Raw genomic sequence first — 17,147 nt, 5'->3', positions numbered from 1 at the left:
GCCCCTGCGGCCGAGAGGCCCTAGCCGCGCGGTGCGGCCCCGGCGGCGGGCCCCGGGCCGGCGGAGCGGAGCACCGCCGGCCTGGGGGCCGTGTTCTGGATCCACGCCTCGTCCCAGACGAAGCCCGCGCCGTTGATGTCGCCGTGCGTCTGCCACACCTGCCCGGAGGCCGTCACCACCTTGACCCACGCGTCGTTGCCCTGGGAACTGAAGGAGACGCCGCAGACGGCCGCCGGGTAGTTCGGGTTCACCGGGTCGGTCGAGGTCGCGACGGTGTTGGTGAGGTCCTGCCAGACGATGGTCCCGCCGTTCGCCGGGGCCCGGCCCACGTAGGTCCGGCCGCCGGTGAGCACGGCGTGGAAGTCCTCGCCGGCCCGGCTCTCGGATCCGATACCGGAGCAGGGCCCCGCGGCACCGGTCGCCCCCGCGGGCCCCGTCGCCCCTGCGGCACCCGTCGCCCCTGCGGCACCCGTGGCACCCGTGGCACCCGCAGCACCCGTCATACCGGTCGGCCCCGTCGCACCGATTGCGCCCGTCGCACCCTGAGGGCCAGCGGCACCGGTCGCTCCCGTCGGCCCCGTGGCACCTGTGGCACCGTCCGGGCCGGCAGCCCCCGGCGCCCCATCCGCACCCTGAGCACCAGTGGCACCCGTCGCACCGGTCGGGCCCGTCGCGCCCGTCGCGCCCGTGGCACCGTCCGCACCCGTTGCACCGGTCGCACCGGTCGGACCTGTCGCACCATCCGGGCCAGTTGCACCCTGAGCACCAGTGGCACCGGTCGGGCCCGCCGGTCCTGTGGCACCGTCCGCACCCGCCGGACCCGTCGCACCGTCCGGGCCGGTCGCACCCGTCGCGCCCGTGGCACCGTCCGGGCCCGTGGCACCCGTGGCACCGTCCCTGCCCGTAGCACCCGTCGCACCGTCCCTGCCCGCGGCACCCGTCGCGCCCGTCGGCCCCGTGGCGCCCTGCGGGCCTGTCGCGCCCGTGGCGCCCGCCGGACCGTCCGCACCCGTCGCGCCCTGGGGGCCGGTGGCGCCCGCCGGGCCGGCCGGGCCCATCGCCCCCGTCGCCCCCGGGGTGCCGTTGTCACCCCGGCCGGACGCGCCTTGCGGGCCCTGCGGGCCCGTCGGGCCCGTGTCGCCCTTCGGGCCGGCCGGACCCGTGGGCCCGGCCGGACCCGGCGGGCCCATCGGGCCCGTGGCTCCCTTGCCCCCGCGGCACTTGTCGCGGTCCGGCAGCGCGTGGAACGGACGGCCGTCGAAGGGGTGGGGCCTGCCGTGGCAGTCGCCGGCGGGGCGGCCGAGAGCGGTCGCCTGCGGGCCGGCGTGTCCGTCCGCCACCGCGACGGGGCCGACGACAGCGACCAGCACGAGCGAGAGCGAGGCCAGAGCACCTCCCGCCGTCCAGGCCCTGTTCCGTGGAAGCGGGCCGAGCGGGGGCTTGGCTCGGTACTCACGGCTCATCAAGCGCTCCTTCGGAAGAGTGTGACGGCACGAGCTTCCCCCGGTGGTCGCGACGGCCCGGACAACCTCCCTGCCACCGACTTCTGTTATCAACACATCGGCCTATACGGCCCCCTCCGATCGGGGCATCCCGCAGGCGCGGTCCGGCCCGGTCCCAAGGACACGCCTAGCGCCGGGCGGCACGGCGCAGGGCGCGGTGGAGGGAGGTGGCGCCCTCGTGGCGGAGCCGGGAGTGGCGGTCCAGTTCCTCCATGAGGCGTTGGGAGCGCTTGTCCACGTCGAGTTCGTCCAGCACCCGGTCGACGTCGGCGAGGAGGGCGCCGTGCAGCTGCCACTGCGCCGGGGCGGTGTGCAGCTGCTCCAGGAGCAACCGGGCCAGGAGGTCGCGGGCCTCCCGCGCCATGCCCAGCTCCCGTGTGAGCCGTTCCTCCTGCTCCTCCGCGTTGGTGGTGACCTGGGCGGTGATCAGCCGGGAGAAGCTGTGGACGGCGAGGGCCATGTGGCCGAACAGGTCCTGGAGGGCCCGGGTCACGGGCGCGGAGAACAACGGCTCGTCGGTGCGCGCCTTCGCCAGGTCGGTGAGCGCCCGGGCCGAGACGCGCAGCACGACCGCGCAGATCTCGAGGGTGTCGAGGCCCGTGCGCAGGACCAGGCGGAACATCAGCCCCTCCCGGACGCGCGGGTTCATCCGGAGGCTGTCCTCCGCCTGGCGCAGTGCGGCGTCGACCTCGGCGATGTCGTTGTCGAGCCGGCGCGCCTCGTGCAGCCGGGTCGCGGCCTCGGCGACGGTGGTGCGCCCCGTGAGTTCGTCGCCCATGCCGGTGAGCAGGGCGGCCATGCGGGCGGCGAGGTCGTCGATCGCCCGGCGGGCGGGCTCCACCCAGACGGGCGGGGCGAACAGGAGGTTGAAGGCCAGTCCGACCACCGCACCGATCAGCGTCTCCAGCACCCGGTCCCAGGCCGTGTCGGCCACCCGGGTGACGCCGAGGACCAGCATCGCGCTGATCGCCACCTCGGGGATGAACTCGTCCACCCTGACCAGGTGTCCGACCACCAGCGAGGCCAGGATGACCAGCCCGAGGCTCCACCAGGTCAGGCCCACGAGCGCGCTGAAGCCGATCGCGACCAGCACGCCGGCCACGACCGAGTTCACGCGGCGGATGCCGGTGGTGAGCGTGGAGTACAGGGTGACCTGGACGACGAGCAGGGCGGTGAGCGGTGCCGTCAGCGGCGCGGGCTCGCTGCTGAGGTGGAGCGCGACCACGTACGAGATCACCGCGGCCCCGGTGGACCGTACGCTCTGCACCACCACGGGGTCCCGCCGCCTGGCCGCCAGGCGGCGTGCGGTGTGGCGGAGGGGAAGGAAGGGACGTGCGAGACGGGGCATACCTTCGCCTCTTCCCCGTCGGCCGCCGTGATCACGCCACGGGCCGGTTTCGGATCACTCCGGCCTGCGGCGCCCCGGCCGGACCGGGGCCGTCATGCCGCCGCGCCTACCCGGAGGCCGCGGCTCCCGCGTACAGGGGGCGGCGTTCCTCCTCGGTCAGACCGCCCCACACCCCGTAGGGCTCCTGCACGCGCAGGGCGTGGCGCAGGCACTCCACCTGCACCGGGCACAGCGCGCATATCTCCCTGGCCGCCTCGTCGCGCTCCGCGCGGTCCTCGCCGCGCTCCCCCGCCGGGTGGAAGAACCGGTCCGGGCCGAGGTCGCGGCAGGCGGCCCGCTCCTGCCACGTCCAGTGGTGTTCCGCTCGGCCCGGCAGCCGTGACACGTTCGACATGGTCGACTTCCCTTCCGCGTGATCGGGTGCATCGGATGGATCGGGTGGATCGGGTGGATCGGATGGGGTGCTCGGGGCGGACGGGCTCGGACGGGCCGGGTCGCCGCGTGCGTCCCTGCCGCGTCTGGCCCGGTCACCCGTCGTGAAACCTCGGTGCGCGTCCGGGCTCCGTGTCCGCGCGGGGAGCGGGGACGGCCGGGGAGGTGGAGACGCGCGGCAGGGCGTAGGGGTGCTTCTCGGCGAGCCAGGCGACGAGTTGCTCGCGCACCGTGCAGCGGGCGGTCCACAGGTCGTCGGGGTCCTTGGCGGTGACGATGGCCCGCAGGACGACGGTGGTGGGGGTGGTGTCGGTGACCGCGAGGTCCCAGCCGCGGCCGTCCCACGCCGCGCAGCCGTCGAGGATCTCCCTGAGCCGTTCGCGGATCAGCGGCACGGGGGCGCTGTGGTCGCAGTGCAGGAAGACGGTTCCGGTCATCTGGATCCCGCCGCGGGACCAGTTCTCGAAGGGTTTGCCGGTGAAGTAGGAGACGGGCATGGTGATGCGGCGCTCGTCCCAGGTGCGGACGGCGAGGAAGGTGAGCGTGACCTCCTCGACGACGCCCCACTCGCCGTCGACGACGACGGTGTCACCGATGCGCACCAGGTCGCCGAAGGCGATCTGGAACCCGGCGAACAGGTTGCCGAGGGTGGACTGGGCGGCCACGCCGGCGACGATGCCGATGAGGCCCGCGGAGGCCAGCACCGAGGTGCCGACGGTGCGGAAGTCGGGGAAGGTGAGCAGCATCGCGGCCGCCGCGACCAGCGCGACGACGGCGGTGACGATCCTCATGATGAGGGTGACCTGCGTGCGGACGCGGCGCAGCCGGGACGGGTCGCGGGTGCCGGCGGCGTAGCGGGCGTAGAAGGACTCGACCACCGCCGAGGTGATGTGGACGACGCACCAGGCGCTCGCGCCGATCGTCACCAGCGAGAGGGTCCTGCCCGCGGCCGCCTCGTGCGCCTGGAGGGGCTGCCACGCGATCTGCCGGTACGACCCGCGCAGCAGGGCGGCCAGCAGGAGGACGCGCAGCGGCAGTGCGCAGCGCCGCAGCAGGCTCCACAGGGGGGTCTCGGGGTGGCGGGCGTCCGCGCGCCTCAGCAGCAGGTCGGCGAGCCAGCCGGCCGCGAGGGTGAGCAGGACGGAACCGCCCAGGACGATCAGCAGTCTCAGAACGCCGTTCATGGCTCCTCGGTGGTGTCGGGGACGGGGAGGGTGCGCGTCGGGTCCGCGCGTGCCCTGCCGTTCCCCCGGCAAACCGGCGGCCGCCCCGGCCGGGGGCCGGGGCGGTGCGTACGGGCGGTGGGGGGTCAGCCCGCGGTGACGACGAGCTTGCCGCGGACGTGGCCGGTGGTGGAGGCCGTGTAGGCCTCGTCCATGGCCGTCAGGGGAAAGGTGGTCGTCTGCGCGACGTGCAGGGCGCCCGAGGTGACGAGTCCGGCGAGTTCGGCCATGTCCTGGTCCGTGGCCCGGTAGCCGAAGTTGACCGCGCGCACGCCGCGGGCCGCGAGGGCGTCGGTGTCGGCGGCGAAGACGGTGGTGGCCAGGCGTCCGCCGTCCCGGACCAGCGGGGCGATCCTGGTCATGAGCGTCTCGCGGTCGTCGACGAGGTCGAGGACCGCGTCGACTCCCCCGGGCCGGGCGGCGCGGACGGCTCCGGCGACGTCGGTGGTGCGGTGGTCGACCGCCTCGCGGGCGCCGAGGGAGCGGACGTAGGCGTGGTCGTCGCCGGCGGCGACCGCGATCACGTGGGCGCCGCGCGCGGCGGCCAGCTGGAGCGCGTACGAGCCCACTCCCCCGGCCGCCCCGACCACGAGCAGGGTCTCGCCCTCGGCCGGCTCCAGCCAGCGGGTCAGGGCCAGTGCGGTGCCGCCGGTCATCGGCAGTGCGGCCGCCGACACCGCGTCCAGCCCTTCCGGCCGGGCGGCCATCGCCGCCGTCTCGGCGGAGGCGGTCATGTACTCGGCGTAGGAGCCGTGGGGATTCCGCTCCGGTGCCGAGGGCAGGCGCATCCCAAAGACCTCCTGCCCCACCTCCCAGGCCGCGCCGTCACCGGCGGCGGTGACCCGGCCGGCGAAGTCGAAGCCGAGGGTGAGGGGGAAGGAGACCGCGGCGCCGGGGGCGGCCAGCGCGCCGGCGGCCACCTTCCAGTCGATCGGATTCACCGAGGCCGCGCGGACCCGGAGCTGCACCTCCCCGGGCCCGGGTTCGGGCCGGGGCAGGTCCACGAGCTGCGGGGTCCGTCCGAAGGCGTCGATCGCGAAGGCGCGCACGGCACTGCACCTCTCTGCCGTCGGCGGACGGCCGGGAGCGGATCACGGTCGGCCGCCGGGGCCGCGGTGGTGCGCACCGCGGGTGCCGGACGGCTGGGGCGATCATCACGCGGGCCGGGCGGCCGGGGTCCGCGGCGCGCGCGGCCGGCAGCGCCGCTCCCTCTGCCGGCTCAGGCGTCACACGGCTCAGGCGTCACACGGCTGGGCCTGCGCGCCCGCCGGGACTCCGGGCCCGGGGCACCCGGGGCTCGTCCGTCGGCCACGGGACGGCGCTTTCCGGCCGATCCGCGGTGCGCGGGGCCTCGCGCCGGGATACCGCCGCGATGCGGGGCAGCAGCGGCGGAGGCGGTCGAGGGACCGCCTCCGTCGCGGGCCCGGCCGGGTCACGCGGCGGGACACCGGAACAGGAAGGCAGGACCATGCTGATCACCGTCACCCGCTCCGGAGGGTTCGCCGGGATCGAGAAGGAGCGCGAGCTCGACACCACGGGCCGCAGGGACGCGCCGCGGTGGGAGGACCTGGCGCACCGGGCGGTCGCGTCCATCGCGGACGGCTACCACTACCGGATCACCGTCGACGGCCGGGCGGTCGACCTCCAGGACCCCTACCTGTCCGAGGACCAGAAGGAACTGATCCGCGGGGTGCTCGGCGAGGGTGCCTGACCGGGGTGCGGGCAGCCGCCCGGACGACCGGCCCCGTGTGCGCACCGGCCGGGGGCTACGCCGTCGCGCGGGGTCCCCGGTCGGCGGGGGCGTCGGCGGCCGCTCCCCCCGCGGGGGGCGGCGTCGGGGCGGCCAGCGGGGCGGCGAGGTAGGCGAGCAGGCCGGCGATCTCGTGGTCGGCCTCGGCCGGGTGGCGGAAGCGCGCCCCGGGGGCGATGACGTAGCGGTTGCGCCGGCCGTCGCGGGTCCGGGTGAGGTACCCGTCGGCCTCCAGGTCCGTGACGATCGCCTGGACGGTGCGCTCGGTGAGGCCGCAGGCCAGGGCGATGTCGCGCAGGCGGACCCCCGGGTCGCGCGCGATGGCGATCAGGACCCGGGCGTGGTTGGTCAGGAAGGTCCAGCGGTTGCGGCGGGACCCTGCGTGCTCGTTCTCCACCCGGCCATTCTTGGGCGGTCACCCACGAAAGGCAAATCCCGAAATGTTTTTCCGGTATCACTTGACCTGTGTCCGCTCACCGGGCAGGGTGCAGGGTGAGCGGAACCGGACTTCCGTTTGATCGGACGATCGAGCCACGCACCGCAAGCCCACGCGCCCAAGGAGCGGAGACGATGACCTTTACGGCCACTGCCGAGGTGACGAGCCGGGCGACGCCGGCCACGGCGCCCACCGCCGCGCGTCACGTCGCGGGAACCCCCGCGGACGCGACCGCGCTCGACGGGCTGCCGGACGTCCCCTGCCCCCGTGAGGTGGACCCGGGTGACGCCCGGCAGCTGACGCGGGTGTTCTTCGAACGCCTGAGGGACCTGGAAGAGGGCACCCCCGAGTACCAGTACGTGCGCAACACCCTGATCGAGATGAACATCTCCCTGGTGAACTTCGCCGCCCGACCGTTCCGGGACCGCCCGGGCGGCCCGGAGAACGAGGACATCGTCCAGGTCGGCGTGATCGGCCTGATCAAGGCCATCGACCGGTACGAGCTCGACCGCAACACCCAGTTCTCCACCCTGGCCCTGCCGTACATCACCGGCGAGATCAAGCGCCATTTCCGGGACACCACCTGGGCCGTCCGGGTCCCGCGCCGCCTCCAGGAGCTGCGCTCACTGCTGGCGAGGACCACGGAGGACCTGACCGCCGCGACGGGCGAGGCCCCCACCCCGGCCGAACTCGCCGCGCACCTCGACCTCGACGAGGAGGAGGTCCGCCAGGGCCTGGTCGCGGCGAACGGCTACTCCGCCCAGTCGCTCGACGCCCCCGCGGGTCCCGCCGAAGGCCGCGAGTCCGCCCCCGGGCCCGCCCGGTCCGCGCACAGCCTCGCCGAGACGCTGGGCGAGGCCGACCCCGCGCTGGAGACGGTCGAGGACCTGCACGCCCTGGCCCCGCTGCTGTCCGGGCTCGACGAACGCACCACGCGCATCCTGCGGATGCGCTTCGGGCAGGAGATGACGCAGCGGGAGATCGGCGAGGAGATCGGCATGTCCCAGATGCACGTCTCACGCCTGCTCACGCGCACCCTGGGCGCCCTGCGCGAGGAACTCCTGCACGACTGATCCCCTCCCCGGCACCTCGGACGGCCCGCGTCACGGCGGGCCGTCCTGGCGTACCGCACCGCCGGGCGGCCGGAAGCACGCGGTGATCGTCTTCCGGTGGTCGCCCGGGTGCACCTCCCACGCGTCGGCGAGCGCGTCGACGATGCCCATGCCCCGCCCGGACGTCGCCCGCTCGCCGGCCTCCCGGGGGCGCGGCGGGGTCGGGTCGGCGTCCGCCACGCTGACGTGCAGGCAGCGGCCGTCCCAGGTGAGGACGAGGTGTGCGGTGCTCGCGGCGTGCACGTGGGCGTTCGTCACCAGCTCGGACACGGCGAGCAGGACGGAGTGCACCGTGTCCGGGGCGTCCCGGGCCCACTCCAGGGAGGCCAGGTGCCCGGCGGTCCACACCCGGGCCGCGCGGACCCCGTTCGCCACCGGGAAGGCGTGTGCCCAGCCGACCGCACGCAGTTCCACCGTCCTCGACCACCCTTCTTCCGACTTCTCGCGGTCCGCACCTACCCGCAACCCCCGCCCGCACTCACCTCGCTCCGGAGCCCGCCCCGGAGCCCGCGCCGGGGCGGCGCTGGTGGCGCAGCCAGGCCGTCAGGGCGGCCTGGAGCTCGGCCACTTCGCGGTGGCTGAGGTCCTCGCCGGCGGGGCCGACGTTCAGACGGACGCCCGCACCCGTGACGGTCCAGCCCGCGCCGCGCCGGGGTCGGGAGACCAGGGTGCGGCCCTCGGCGAGGCAGCGCAGGGCCTCGCGGACCGCCGGGGGCACGCCGGGCGGGACGGCGGCCGGCCCCGGCGGTGCGGTGCTCCCGGAGCGGGCCGTGAGGCCGATCGCCCGGAAGAAGGCGGTCAGCGCGTCCTCCAGCGAGCCGGGACCGGCGGGGGCGGCGCCGGTGAACTCGGCGATCAGCTCCGGATGCGGCGTCGGCGCGTGCTCGCCCCACGGGCGGGGGTGGAGCGGGCGCTCCCCGGTGTCGAGGCGGACGCAGGCCGGGGCGATCAACGTGCGGGTGTAACCCTGGTGGAGCAGCTCGGCGTACAGCTTGCGCAGGGTCGCGGCCTGGCGCGGTACCGGGTGCGGGTCCGCGCCGACCGGGGCGTGCGGCCGGGTGGGCCGCGGCGCCAGGCCGAGGAGGCCGCTGCTGTGGTGCAGGACCCCCGCCTCGGTGAGCACCACCGTCGTCTGCCGGCCCTTCCGGTCCCAGCCGAGCCGGAACCCCACCACCGTGGTCCCCATCGAACGCGCTCCTTCCCGGCCTCCGTACGGTGCGGCCGAGCACCCGACGGTAGTCAGGGCGACGCACGGCGCGGGCCGACATCGCGGAGGTCCACACCCGGTCGGGCCGTTTGTGCTACGGCCCACACCCGGCCCGTTCCCCCGATCACGGCGGGGCTCCCGGCCTGGGCTCGGCCCATGGCTACCGCACTCGTCATCGGCTACGACCCGACCGCGATACCCGGCATCGACGCGACGGCCCTGCGCGCCTCGCTCGACGCGGAGCTGGCCCGGTTCGGCGAACACGGCATCGACGCCGCCATGACGCTGGTCGTCTCCGACGGTTCGGCCGAGTCCACCCTCGTCGCGTCGCTGACCGAACGGCCCTGGGACGTCGTGGTCGTCGGCGGTGGCATCCGCAAGACGGAACAGCTGCTCCCGCTCTTCGAACGGATCGTCAACCTGGTCCGGCGCCATGCGCCCGGGGCCGCCCTCGCGTTCAACACCGGCGGCGGGGACAGCGTCGAGGCGGCGCGGCGGTGGCTGTGAACACCGTCCGGCAGGGCCCCCGCAGGCGGCGGGGTCGCCGCAGGGCGCCGGGGGTCAGCCGGTGACGGTGTCCCCGTGGCGGTGGGCCACCCTCCACCCGCCGTCCTCCCTGCGGTACACCTGGGTGGCCCGCAGGGTGTAGGTCCGCGGCTCCCCGTCGACCGAGACGGAGGTGTGCTCGAGGCCGGCCGTGTAGGCCATGTCGCCCACGACGTCGTACGCCTGGAGTTCGAACACGTACGACGTGCAGTCGGAGAAGCTCGCCTCCAGCGCGGAGAAGAGCGCGTCGACCTCCTGCCGCCCGACGGCGTTGCGCCAGGCCCCCAGCACGCTCACCGGCTCGTTGCGCGACCACAGCGCCCGGCGGGGGGCGGCGTCCCCGTCGTGCAGCGCGCGTTCCGCCGCGCGGAGGTCCGTCTCGACCCACCGCAGGAAGTCGTCGCGGTCGTTCATGCCCTCATCATGCACCCGCCGGGCCCGGGCGGGCCGGGGCGGCGGCGGAGGCGACGAGGGCCTCGGCGAGGTTCTCCTTGCGCATCCGCTGGTCCACGTAGAGCAGGGACAGGACCAGGTGGGGGTATCCGAGCTGGAACACCGAGGCGATCACCGTGCCGATCAGGGCGCAGACCACGTACCCGACGATGCCGAGGACCAGCGCGCCCGGCCGCGCCTCGTCGGCCGTCGCCATGACGGCGGGAACGAGCGCGAAGAGGCCGAGCAGGGTGAACGGCAGCTGGACGACGTAGCCGACCACCGACGCCAGGAGGTACGCCGCCGCCGAGATGCCGAACGTGCGCCACCAGCCGCCCGCGACCAGACGGGAGGAGCGCCGCATCGCCGCGATCGGCCCGAGCCCCTCGCACACCGCGACGGCGGGCGCCAGGCTGAACCGGATGGCGAGCCACAGCAGCACGGGCAGCCAGAGCAGCACGCCCAGGGGCAGCAGGAAGACGGCCGCCGGCGGGGCGGCGTCGTGCGCGGCGGCCGAGAGGAGCGGCGGGAAGCACAGCGCGTAGAGGACGAGCACCGGCCCGCCCGCGAGCAGCCCCACGCACAGCAGGACGCCGAGGACCGAGGGCAGCCGGGACCAGCAGCGCCGCCACAGCGCCGAGAACGTCACGGGGCGGCCGAGCACCGCCTCCTGGATCACCGCGGGGCACGCGGCGCCGATCATCCCGGTGAGCAGGACCATGACGAGCAGCAGCAGCACCGCGACGGGGGCCAGGTACAGGAGCAGGGCCGCCACGTCGCCGGCCGCGGGCGTTTCGCCGTCCGGCAGGTTGAACACCGCGGCGAACCGGGTGTCGATCCCGAGGGCGGCGAGGCCGATCGCCGCGGCGATCAGCACGATGCCGATGCCCTGGGCCAGGAGGATGACGCCGGCCAGGGGCTTCCAGTAGCGGCGGAACGCGGTGGAGGCGCCGCCGAGCACATCGCCCGCCGTGAGCGGCCTGAGCGGTACGACGCCCGGTTGCGGCGGGGGCGGCGCCCACCCTCCCCATGGCGGTACCGGCTGTCCCGGGTGGTTCGGTCCCCACCCCGTGTGGTGCGACATCGCTGTCTCCCCCCTCGAAAGGGGACACCGTAACCCGCCCCTGCGCGGTCCGGCCCGCCGCCCCCCGCGGGCGGCGGCGTTGCGCCCGGGCCGTGCCGGGTCCAGGCTCGAAGGGGCGGTGCCGCCCGGGCGCCGCCGCCGCACAGACGGGAGCGGGCCCATGGCGGGTGAGGAGTCGGCCGGTGCGCTGTGCCTGGTCACCGGGGCCACCGGATACATCGGCGGCCGCCTGGTGCCCGAGCTCCTCGACGCCGGCTACCGGGTCCGGGCGCTGGCCCGCTCCCCCGAACGGCTGCGCGACCACCCCTGGGCCTCCCGCGTCGAGGTGGCGCGCGGCGACGTCTCCGACGGGCGCTCGCTGGACGAGGCCCTGAACGGGGTGGACGTCGCCTACTACCTGGTGCACGCCCTCAACGCCGGACCCGGTTTCGAGGAGCGCGACCGGGCCGCCGCCCGCCTGTTCGCCGAGCGGGCGCGGCGGGCGGGCGTACGCCGCATCGTCTACCTGGGCGGCCTCACCCCGGCCGGCCGGCCCCCCGAGGAACTCTCCCCGCACCTGCGCTCCCGGGCCGAGGTGGGCACCATCCTGCTGGCGTCCGGCGTCCCCTGCACGGTGCTGCGGGCGGCCGTGGTCATCGGTTCGGGCTCGGCCTCGTTCGAGATGCTCCGCTACCTGACGGAACGGCTGCCCGTCATGATCACCCCGAGCTGGGTGGGCACCCGGGTGCAGCCCATCGCCGTGCGCGACGTGCTGCGCTACCTCGTGGGCAGCGCCTCGATGCCGCCGGAGGTCAGCCGGTCCTTCGACATCGGCGGACCGGACGTCCTCACGTACGAGGTGATGATGCACCGCTACGCCGAGGTCGCCGAGCTCCCGCAGCGGCGCATCCTGCGCGTGCCCATGCTCAGCCCGGGCCTCTCCAGCCTGTGGATCGGCCTGGTCACCCCGGTGCCCCGGGCACTGGCCCGGCCGCTCGCCGAGTCGCTGCGCCACGAGGTGGTGTGCGCGGAGCACGACATCGCCCGCTGGGTGCCCGACCCGCCGGGTGCGCCGCTCCCCTTCGACCGGGCCCTGGCCCTGGCCCTGGAGCGGGTCCGCGAGGCGCGGGTGACGACCCGGTGGTCCAACGCCTCCCTGCCCGGCGCCCCGAGCGACCCCCTGCCCACCGACCCGGACTGGGCCGGCGGCAGCCTCTACACCGACCACCGCAGCGCCGGCGTGGCGGCCCCGCCGGGGGCCCTGTGGCGGGTGGTGGAGGGCATCGGCGGCGAGAACGGCTGGTACTCCTTCCCGCTGGCCTGGGCCGTGCGGGGCTGGATGGACCGGCTGGCGGGCGGCGCCGGCATCCGCCGGGGCCGCCGCGACGCCAGCCGGCTGCGGGTGGGCGACGCCCTGGACTTCTGGCGGGTCGAGGAGATCGAACCGGGGCGGCTGCTGCGGCTGCGCGCCGAGATGCGGGTGCCCGGACTGGCCTGGCTGGAGATGTACGCCGAGCCCGACCCGGTGCACGCGGGCCGGTCGCGCTACCGGCAGCGCGCCCTGTTCCATCCGCGCGGCCTGCTCGGCCACATGTACTGGTGGGCCGTGAGCCCCTTCCACGCGGCGGTCTTCGGCGGCATGGTCCGCAACATCGCCCACGCGGCGGAACAGGCCCCGGCCGCCCCCGACGCACCCGCCGGGGCCGTGCCGAGGAGCCTGCGCTAGCGCAGCCGCACCCACTTGTCGGCGCTCGCCACGACGTACGTCCCGCTCTCGGGGTCGGTGGCCGAGGCGTTGGCGAACGCGGCGAGCCGCTCGGACCTGACGAACGGGGTGTCCTCCTCGGGGATGTGCACCTGGAGCGGGGCCTGCCAGGGGATGCTGCGGCCCGGGACGCAGTCCACCTCGACGCGGAAGCCGCCCACGACGGTCTTCGGCTGCTCCTGGCGCCCGGAGCCGCCCACCGAGACCTTCACCGGCTTGCTGCAGGTGACCGTGCCGTTCAGGGTGGCCTTGCCGGTCTTCGACAGCGTGCCGCTGCCGTTGACGGTGACGCCCAGGGCGACCGGCTTCGGCGGGGTGACGTCGTTGGCCGTGAGGTAGCCCTTGAGGACGCCGCGGTCGTCGCAGTCCTGCTGGTAGGAGAGGTCGATCCGCTTGACGGCGGTGCCCTCGCCGAAGACCAGTTCCCTGATGCCGAAGCCGCCGGTGAGGGTGGAGCAGCCGCCGCGGTAGCCGTTGACGAACATGCTGGGCCGGTCGAGGACGGTGCCCGGCATCTCCGGGGTCTTGACCGCGTCGGCGTAGTTGCCGACGGCCAGGACCTGGCCCGCGGGCGCGGCCAGGTCCATCGTCCAGGAGTCGCCGGGGCGGGTGATGGTGACCCGCAGGGTGCGGTGGTCGGCGGAGGCGGTGACGTCGATCCTGTCGCCCTGGCCCGGCCCGTACCAGCGGGCCTGGTCGTCGAAGCCGTCGCCCTGGTCCCCCGACCAGTTGAACTCGCCCTGCGGCATCTCGGCGGCCCGGGCCGGGCCGGCGGCCGCCACCGGGAGCGCGAGAGCGGCGGCGGCGAGCACGGCGGCCGTACGGACGGCGGCGCGTGCGGACATGCGGAACCTCATGGTGTGTCCCCCCTGGAGAACTGAAGATCGAAAGTGATCCGGCGCGAGTCTGCCAAGACGGGCACGAAAAGGGCAACGGGTATACCGCACGCGGCAGTTCGCCGTCCCGGGTGGGCACCCGCCGACCACGCCCGGGGGAACCGGCGGGAAGGCGGGGACCGCACGGTGGCGTCCCGTCAGGTACCGGTGGCGGCGGGCTCCGGTTCGGCGGGGGGCGCGGCCGGCCGGCGCGGGAGCAGCAACGGGGTCGCCAGGAGGAGGACGCCGGCCAGGGCGATGGCCGTGCGCGGGCCGAGGAGGCTGCCCAGGACGCCCCAGACGGCCGTGAGCAGCGCGGTCGCCGCCTTCGTCGTCACCGACCACGCGGAGAGCGCACGGGTGACGTGGCCGGCCGGGGTGCGCTCCAGGCGGTAGGTGGCGCAGACGGGGTTGAACACCCCGCAGCAGAGGACGAGCCCGAACTCGACGCCGGTCACCAGCAGCAGCCCGCCGGTACCCGGCCCCACGAAGGCCAGGCCGACGGACCAGGGCGCGCGCAGGAAGCCCGACACGGCCAGGACCCGGTGCTGCCCGTACCGGGTGACGAGCGGGCGGGCCAGCCGGGAGCCGAGGAGCCCGCCGACCGAGGGCGCGGCGAAGGCGAGGCCGTACTCCCAGGGCTCGAACCCGAGGCGGCCGAGCATCAGGACGGCCAGCAGCGGCGAGGCGGCCATCACCAGGCCGTTGAACAGGGCGGTGTGGAAGAAGAGCGGACGCAGCCCCGCGTCGGCGAGGACGCACCGCCAGCCGTCGAGCAGGTCCCCGGCCCGCGGGCGCCCGCCCTCCCGGCACCCGGGGGCCGGCTCCCGCCGGCCCGTCGCGCGGATGCCCAGGGCCGAGAGCAGGTGGCTGACCGCGTCGGCCACCACCGTCGCCACGGGCCCGAGGAGCCCGATCGCGAGGCCGCCCAGCGGCGGACCGGTGATCGTGGTGGTCCAGGCCGTCGACTCGAGCCGGGCGTTGGCCTCCAGCAGGTGCCCGGCCGGCAGCAGGGCCTTCAACCAGGCCCCGGAGGCGGCGCGGAAGGTGAGGTCGGCCGCCGCGACGACGACGGACACCAGCAGGAGCTGGAGGAAGGTGAGGGCGCCGAGCGCGAACGCGGCCGGGACCGTGAGCAGCGCCGCGCACCGCACCAGGTCCGTCGCGATCAGCACGGGCCGCTTGCGGCGGAACTCCACCCACGGGCCGAGCGGCACCGCCACGGCCGCGCCCACCGCGGCCCCGGCCGAGGAGAGCGCCGCCACCTCGGCCGGCCCGGCGTGCAGCACCTGGACGGCGATCAGCGGGAACGCCCCGAAGGCGAGCCAGGTGCCGAGCGCGCTGGTCCCGTACGCCGCCAGGAACCACCCGAACGGGCGCCCCAGACGCGGGCCGCGCCGGCGCCGCCGGCGCCGTCCGTCCCTGGGATCCGACATCGCCCCTCACCCTCCCCGTACAACCGACCGGCGTTCCGGAGCATCAAAGCGGGCGGTGTCGCAGGGAATCAAACAACCGGCAGGCCCCTCGTCCACAACCCCTGGTTGTCCCCCTAGGGTGGCGGTATGGACCTCGAGACCGTCCGCACGTTCCTCGCCGCCGTCGACACGGGGCGGTTCCAGGAGGCCGCCGCCGAGCTGTCGGTGACCCAGCAGGCCGTCTCCAAGCGCATCGCCGCGCTGGAACGCGGTCTCGGGGTGCGGCTGTTCACCCGTACACCGCGCGGCGCCGAGCTCACCATCGACGGGCAGGCGTTCCTGCCCCACGCCCGCGAGCTGCTGCGCACGGCCGAGCGCGCGGTCGCGTCCGTCCGCACCGGCCGGCGGCCGCTGCGCGTGGACGTCATCAACTCGCGCGGCGCGGCGACGGGCCTGATGCGCGACTTCCACCGCGCGCACCCCGAGGTCGAGCTCGACGTGGTGATGCTGGTCGAGATCGACGCCGCCGTCGCGGCCCTGCGCTCCGGTGCGGTCGACGCGTCCTTCCGCGCCGTCGCCGCCCCCGGCCGGCCCCTTCCGGAGGACGTCGGGGCCGTACGGGTGCTGGACGAGCCCCTCCAGCTCCTCACCGGCCCCGACCACGCGCTGGCGGGCGCCCGGTCGGTCACGGTGGCCGAGCTGGCCGGGCACCGGATCTGGATGCCCGGGGTCGTCCCCGGTGCCGAGTGGACCGCCTACTACGACGACCTCGTCGCCGAGTTCGGGCTCACCCTGGAGTCGACCGGGCCCAACTTCGGCTCCGACGCGCTCCTCGACACCATCGCCGACACCCCGGCCCTGGCCACCTTCATGAGCGAGCGGACCCGGCTCGTCTGGCCGGCCGGGCACGGCCTGCGCCGTATCCCGGTGACGGATCCGACGCCCGTCTACCCGCACTCGCTGCTCTGGCGCCGCGACAACCCCCACCCGGGGCTGGCGGCCCTGCGCGCCCACCTCGCGACCGCGGCGGGCCTGCGCGCCACCGGCGGGACCTCGGGGACCTGGATGCCGGGCTGGGTGATCCCGCGCTGAGCCGCGCGCCGGTGCCGGCCCGTGCGGGGACACACGGAGGCCGCCCGGTGCCCCGCCGGTGGGGCGGGCGCCGGGCGGCCGGGTGAGGGGGTCAGCAGGGGCGGATGTGGTAGACCGGGGTCCAGGAGGCCGTGCCGCTGTCCTTGGCCACGTTCGACCAGCGCTCGCTGCCGTTCTGGTTGTAGAAGCGGGCCCGGGTGCCCCAGCTCTGGTTGTTGTTGAAGGTGCCGTCGCCGACTCCGCCGAAGTCGTAGTAGCCGCAGTAGTAGTAGTCGTAGGTGTCGCCCAGGCCGTCCCTGATGCACAGGTGGCCGTCGGCGCAGGCCAGGGCCGCGTCCGGGGCTGCCAGGTCGCGGGTCTCGGACCGGCCCGGAGCCCTGAGGACCAGGTCGCCGCCGGCGATGGCGAGTTTGTTCGCGGAGATCTGGCGGGCCTGCGGGTCGGACGCGAGGACGGCGTCGACCCGCTGCCGGAGTTCGGCCGCCTGGGCGGCGGTCAGTCCGGCGGCGCGGGTCTGCTCGGAAAAGGTGTTCGGGAGTGGGGTCGAGGCCTGGGCGGTCAGTACCGGGCCCGCGATCAGTGCCGCGGTGGCGGTCGTCATCGCCAGGATCCTGCGCGGTGACATGCGTGTTCCCCTCTGGTTCGGCGGCCGGTAGGCCGACCGCTCGCGGCGGCGGCCCGGAAGTCGCGGACCCATCGTTGCGGAGTCGCACCGGGGCCTGAAGAGGGAAATCGGCCGGATCGCGGCTCTTGTACGGATACCTCGGGTACGCCCGGGCCCCAGCGGGCACGGCAGTATCCGATCAGATGTATGGGCCGTGCATCGTTTCCCCTGGCGGGGTCGGGTTTTCACCGATCCGCCGGGAAGGCCCGTTACGTGTGGCGCGATGGGAGGGGCCGCAGGGACTCCACCCGGGCCATCCGGGGTGGCGGCGGCGCCGCCGAAAGG

At 75.4% G+C, this 17,147-nt stretch carries 18 protein-coding genes; 5 read left to right on the top strand and 13 right to left on the bottom strand.

What is annotated here, in order from left to right:
- Positions 1–20: 20 nt before the first annotated feature.
- The 5 genes from AB0469_RS35980 to AB0469_RS35960 all read right to left on the bottom strand — a co-directional run bounded on the left by AB0469_RS35980 (position 21) and on the right by AB0469_RS35960 (position 5,554).
- Positions 21–353: a hypothetical protein gene (locus AB0469_RS35980; RefSeq protein WP_366455744.1), complete on the bottom strand. Its 333-nt coding sequence runs from the start codon at positions 351–353 to the stop codon at positions 21–23.
- 1,276 nt (positions 354–1,629) lie between these two features.
- A complete protein-coding gene (locus AB0469_RS35975; RefSeq protein WP_366455743.1) occupies positions 1,630–2,850 on the bottom strand; it encodes an aromatic acid exporter family protein in 1,221 nt (406 codons plus the stop codon).
- Positions 2,851–2,956: 106 nt separating this feature from the next.
- Positions 2,957–3,244, bottom strand: a complete 288-nt coding sequence (locus AB0469_RS35970; protein WP_366455742.1) for a WhiB family transcriptional regulator — start codon at positions 3,242–3,244, stop codon at positions 2,957–2,959.
- A gap of 133 nt (positions 3,245–3,377) precedes the next feature.
- A complete protein-coding gene (locus tag AB0469_RS35965) occupies positions 3,378–4,466 on the bottom strand; it encodes a mechanosensitive ion channel domain-containing protein (protein WP_366455740.1) in 1,089 nt (362 codons plus the stop codon).
- A gap of 125 nt (positions 4,467–4,591) precedes the next feature.
- Positions 4,592–5,554, bottom strand: coding sequence for an NADP-dependent oxidoreductase (locus AB0469_RS35960; RefSeq protein WP_366455739.1), 963 nt, complete (start codon positions 5,552–5,554; stop codon positions 4,592–4,594).
- A gap of 419 nt (positions 5,555–5,973) precedes the next feature.
- On the opposite strand from AB0469_RS35960, the gene AB0469_RS35955 reads away from it, so the two are divergent.
- Positions 5,974–6,216 (top strand): protealysin inhibitor emfourin, encoded by a 243-nt coding sequence (locus AB0469_RS35955; protein WP_366455738.1) that lies wholly within the window; start codon positions 5,974–5,976, stop codon positions 6,214–6,216.
- Positions 6,217–6,271: 55 nt separating this feature from the next.
- Here AB0469_RS35955 and AB0469_RS35950 read toward each other — a convergent pair whose 3' ends face one another.
- On the bottom strand, positions 6,272–6,652 hold the full coding sequence (locus AB0469_RS35950; protein WP_366455737.1) for a helix-turn-helix domain-containing protein: 381 nt from the start codon (positions 6,650–6,652) through the stop codon (positions 6,272–6,274).
- 173 nt (positions 6,653–6,825) lie between these two features.
- Here AB0469_RS35950 and AB0469_RS35945 point away from each other — a divergent pair, with 173 nt between their 5' ends.
- Entirely contained in the window at positions 6,826–7,764 is a 939-nt protein-coding gene (locus AB0469_RS35945) for a SigB/SigF/SigG family RNA polymerase sigma factor (protein ID WP_366455735.1), read from the top strand.
- A gap of 30 nt (positions 7,765–7,794) precedes the next feature.
- On the opposite strand, the gene AB0469_RS35940 is transcribed toward AB0469_RS35945, so the two are convergent.
- Complete coding sequence (locus AB0469_RS35940) at positions 7,795–8,211, bottom strand: ATP-binding protein (RefSeq protein WP_366455785.1); 417 nt, start codon at positions 8,209–8,211, stop codon at positions 7,795–7,797.
- A 70-nt stretch (positions 8,212–8,281) separates the two neighbouring features.
- A complete protein-coding gene (locus AB0469_RS35935) occupies positions 8,282–8,989 on the bottom strand; it encodes a hypothetical protein (protein WP_366455734.1) in 708 nt (235 codons plus the stop codon).
- Positions 8,990–9,166: 177 nt separating this feature from the next.
- Between AB0469_RS35935 and AB0469_RS35930 the strand changes: the two genes are divergently transcribed.
- Complete coding sequence (locus AB0469_RS35930; RefSeq protein ID WP_366455733.1) at positions 9,167–9,517, top strand: hypothetical protein; 351 nt, start codon at positions 9,167–9,169, stop codon at positions 9,515–9,517.
- A gap of 54 nt (positions 9,518–9,571) precedes the next feature.
- Here the strand turns inward: AB0469_RS35930 and AB0469_RS35925 are convergent, their stop codons facing one another.
- A complete protein-coding gene (locus AB0469_RS35925; RefSeq protein ID WP_366455732.1) occupies positions 9,572–9,970 on the bottom strand; it encodes a nuclear transport factor 2 family protein in 399 nt (132 codons plus the stop codon).
- Positions 9,971–9,977: 7 nt separating this feature from the next.
- Complete coding sequence (locus AB0469_RS35920; RefSeq protein WP_366455731.1) at positions 9,978–10,949, bottom strand: oxidoreductase; 972 nt, start codon at positions 10,947–10,949, stop codon at positions 9,978–9,980.
- Between the two features lie 283 nt (positions 10,950–11,232).
- Here AB0469_RS35920 and AB0469_RS35915 point away from each other — a divergent pair, with 283 nt between their 5' ends.
- The gene (locus AB0469_RS35915) at positions 11,233–12,777 is read left to right on the top strand and encodes an SDR family oxidoreductase (RefSeq protein ID WP_366455730.1); all 1,545 of its coding nucleotides are present in this window, start codon (positions 11,233–11,235) and stop codon (positions 12,775–12,777) included.
- Here the strand turns inward: AB0469_RS35915 and AB0469_RS35910 are convergent.
- Positions 12,774–13,661, bottom strand: a complete 888-nt coding sequence (locus AB0469_RS35910) for a hypothetical protein (RefSeq protein WP_366455729.1) — start codon at positions 13,659–13,661, stop codon at positions 12,774–12,776. The genes AB0469_RS35915 and AB0469_RS35910 overlap by 4 nt on opposite strands.
- 188 nt (positions 13,662–13,849) lie before the next feature.
- Complete coding sequence (locus AB0469_RS35905) at positions 13,850–15,127, bottom strand: MFS transporter (RefSeq protein ID WP_366455728.1); 1,278 nt, start codon at positions 15,125–15,127, stop codon at positions 13,850–13,852.
- A 126-nt stretch (positions 15,128–15,253) separates the two neighbouring features.
- On the opposite strand from AB0469_RS35905, the gene AB0469_RS35900 reads away from it, so the two are divergent.
- Positions 15,254–16,198: a LysR family transcriptional regulator gene (locus AB0469_RS35900; RefSeq protein ID WP_366455727.1), complete on the top strand. Its 945-nt coding sequence runs from the start codon at positions 15,254–15,256 to the stop codon at positions 16,196–16,198.
- Between the two features lie 91 nt (positions 16,199–16,289).
- Here the strand turns inward: AB0469_RS35900 and AB0469_RS35895 are convergent, their stop codons facing one another.
- Positions 16,290–16,799 carry a hypothetical protein gene (locus AB0469_RS35895; RefSeq protein WP_366455726.1) on the bottom strand — a complete coding sequence of 170 codons (510 nt, stop codon included), beginning with the start codon at positions 16,797–16,799 and terminating at the stop codon, positions 16,290–16,292.
- Positions 16,800–17,147: the final 348 nt, after the last annotated feature.

The sequence above is a fragment of the Streptomyces sp. NPDC093801 genome, from assembly GCF_040701585.1.
Lineage (GTDB): Bacteria > Actinomycetota > Actinomycetes > Streptomycetales > Streptomycetaceae > Streptomyces.
This window is presented reverse-complemented; position numbering and strand designations above follow the sequence as displayed.

Coding starts and splice junctions, on each gene's coding strand:
- AB0469_RS35975 (WP_366455743.1), bottom strand. CDS start 2,850: ATGCCCCGTCTCGCACGTCCCTTCCTTCCCCTCCGCCACACCGCACGC.
- AB0469_RS35970 (WP_366455742.1), bottom strand. CDS start 3,244: ATGTCGAACGTGTCACGGCTGCCGGGCCGAGCGGAACACCACTGGACG.
- AB0469_RS35965 (WP_366455740.1), bottom strand. CDS start 4,466: ATGAACGGCGTTCTGAGACTGCTGATCGTCCTGGGCGGTTCCGTCCTG.
- AB0469_RS35955 (WP_366455738.1), top strand. CDS start 5,974: ATGCTGATCACCGTCACCCGCTCCGGAGGGTTCGCCGGGATCGAGAAG.
- AB0469_RS35945 (WP_366455735.1), top strand. CDS start 6,826: ATGACCTTTACGGCCACTGCCGAGGTGACGAGCCGGGCGACGCCGGCC.
- AB0469_RS35935 (WP_366455734.1), bottom strand. CDS start 8,989: ATGGGGACCACGGTGGTGGGGTTCCGGCTCGGCTGGGACCGGAAGGGC.
- AB0469_RS35930 (WP_366455733.1), top strand. CDS start 9,167: ATGGCTACCGCACTCGTCATCGGCTACGACCCGACCGCGATACCCGGC.
- AB0469_RS35925 (WP_366455732.1), bottom strand. CDS start 9,970: ATGAACGACCGCGACGACTTCCTGCGGTGGGTCGAGACGGACCTCCGC.
- AB0469_RS35915 (WP_366455730.1), top strand. CDS start 11,233: ATGGCGGGTGAGGAGTCGGCCGGTGCGCTGTGCCTGGTCACCGGGGCC.
- AB0469_RS35910 (WP_366455729.1), bottom strand. CDS start 13,661: ATGTCCGCACGCGCCGCCGTCCGTACGGCCGCCGTGCTCGCCGCCGCC.
- AB0469_RS35905 (WP_366455728.1), bottom strand. CDS start 15,127: ATGTCGGATCCCAGGGACGGACGGCGCCGGCGGCGCCGGCGCGGCCCG.
- AB0469_RS35900 (WP_366455727.1), top strand. CDS start 15,254: ATGGACCTCGAGACCGTCCGCACGTTCCTCGCCGCCGTCGACACGGGG.
- AB0469_RS35895 (WP_366455726.1), bottom strand. CDS start 16,799: ATGACGACCGCCACCGCGGCACTGATCGCGGGCCCGGTACTGACCGCC.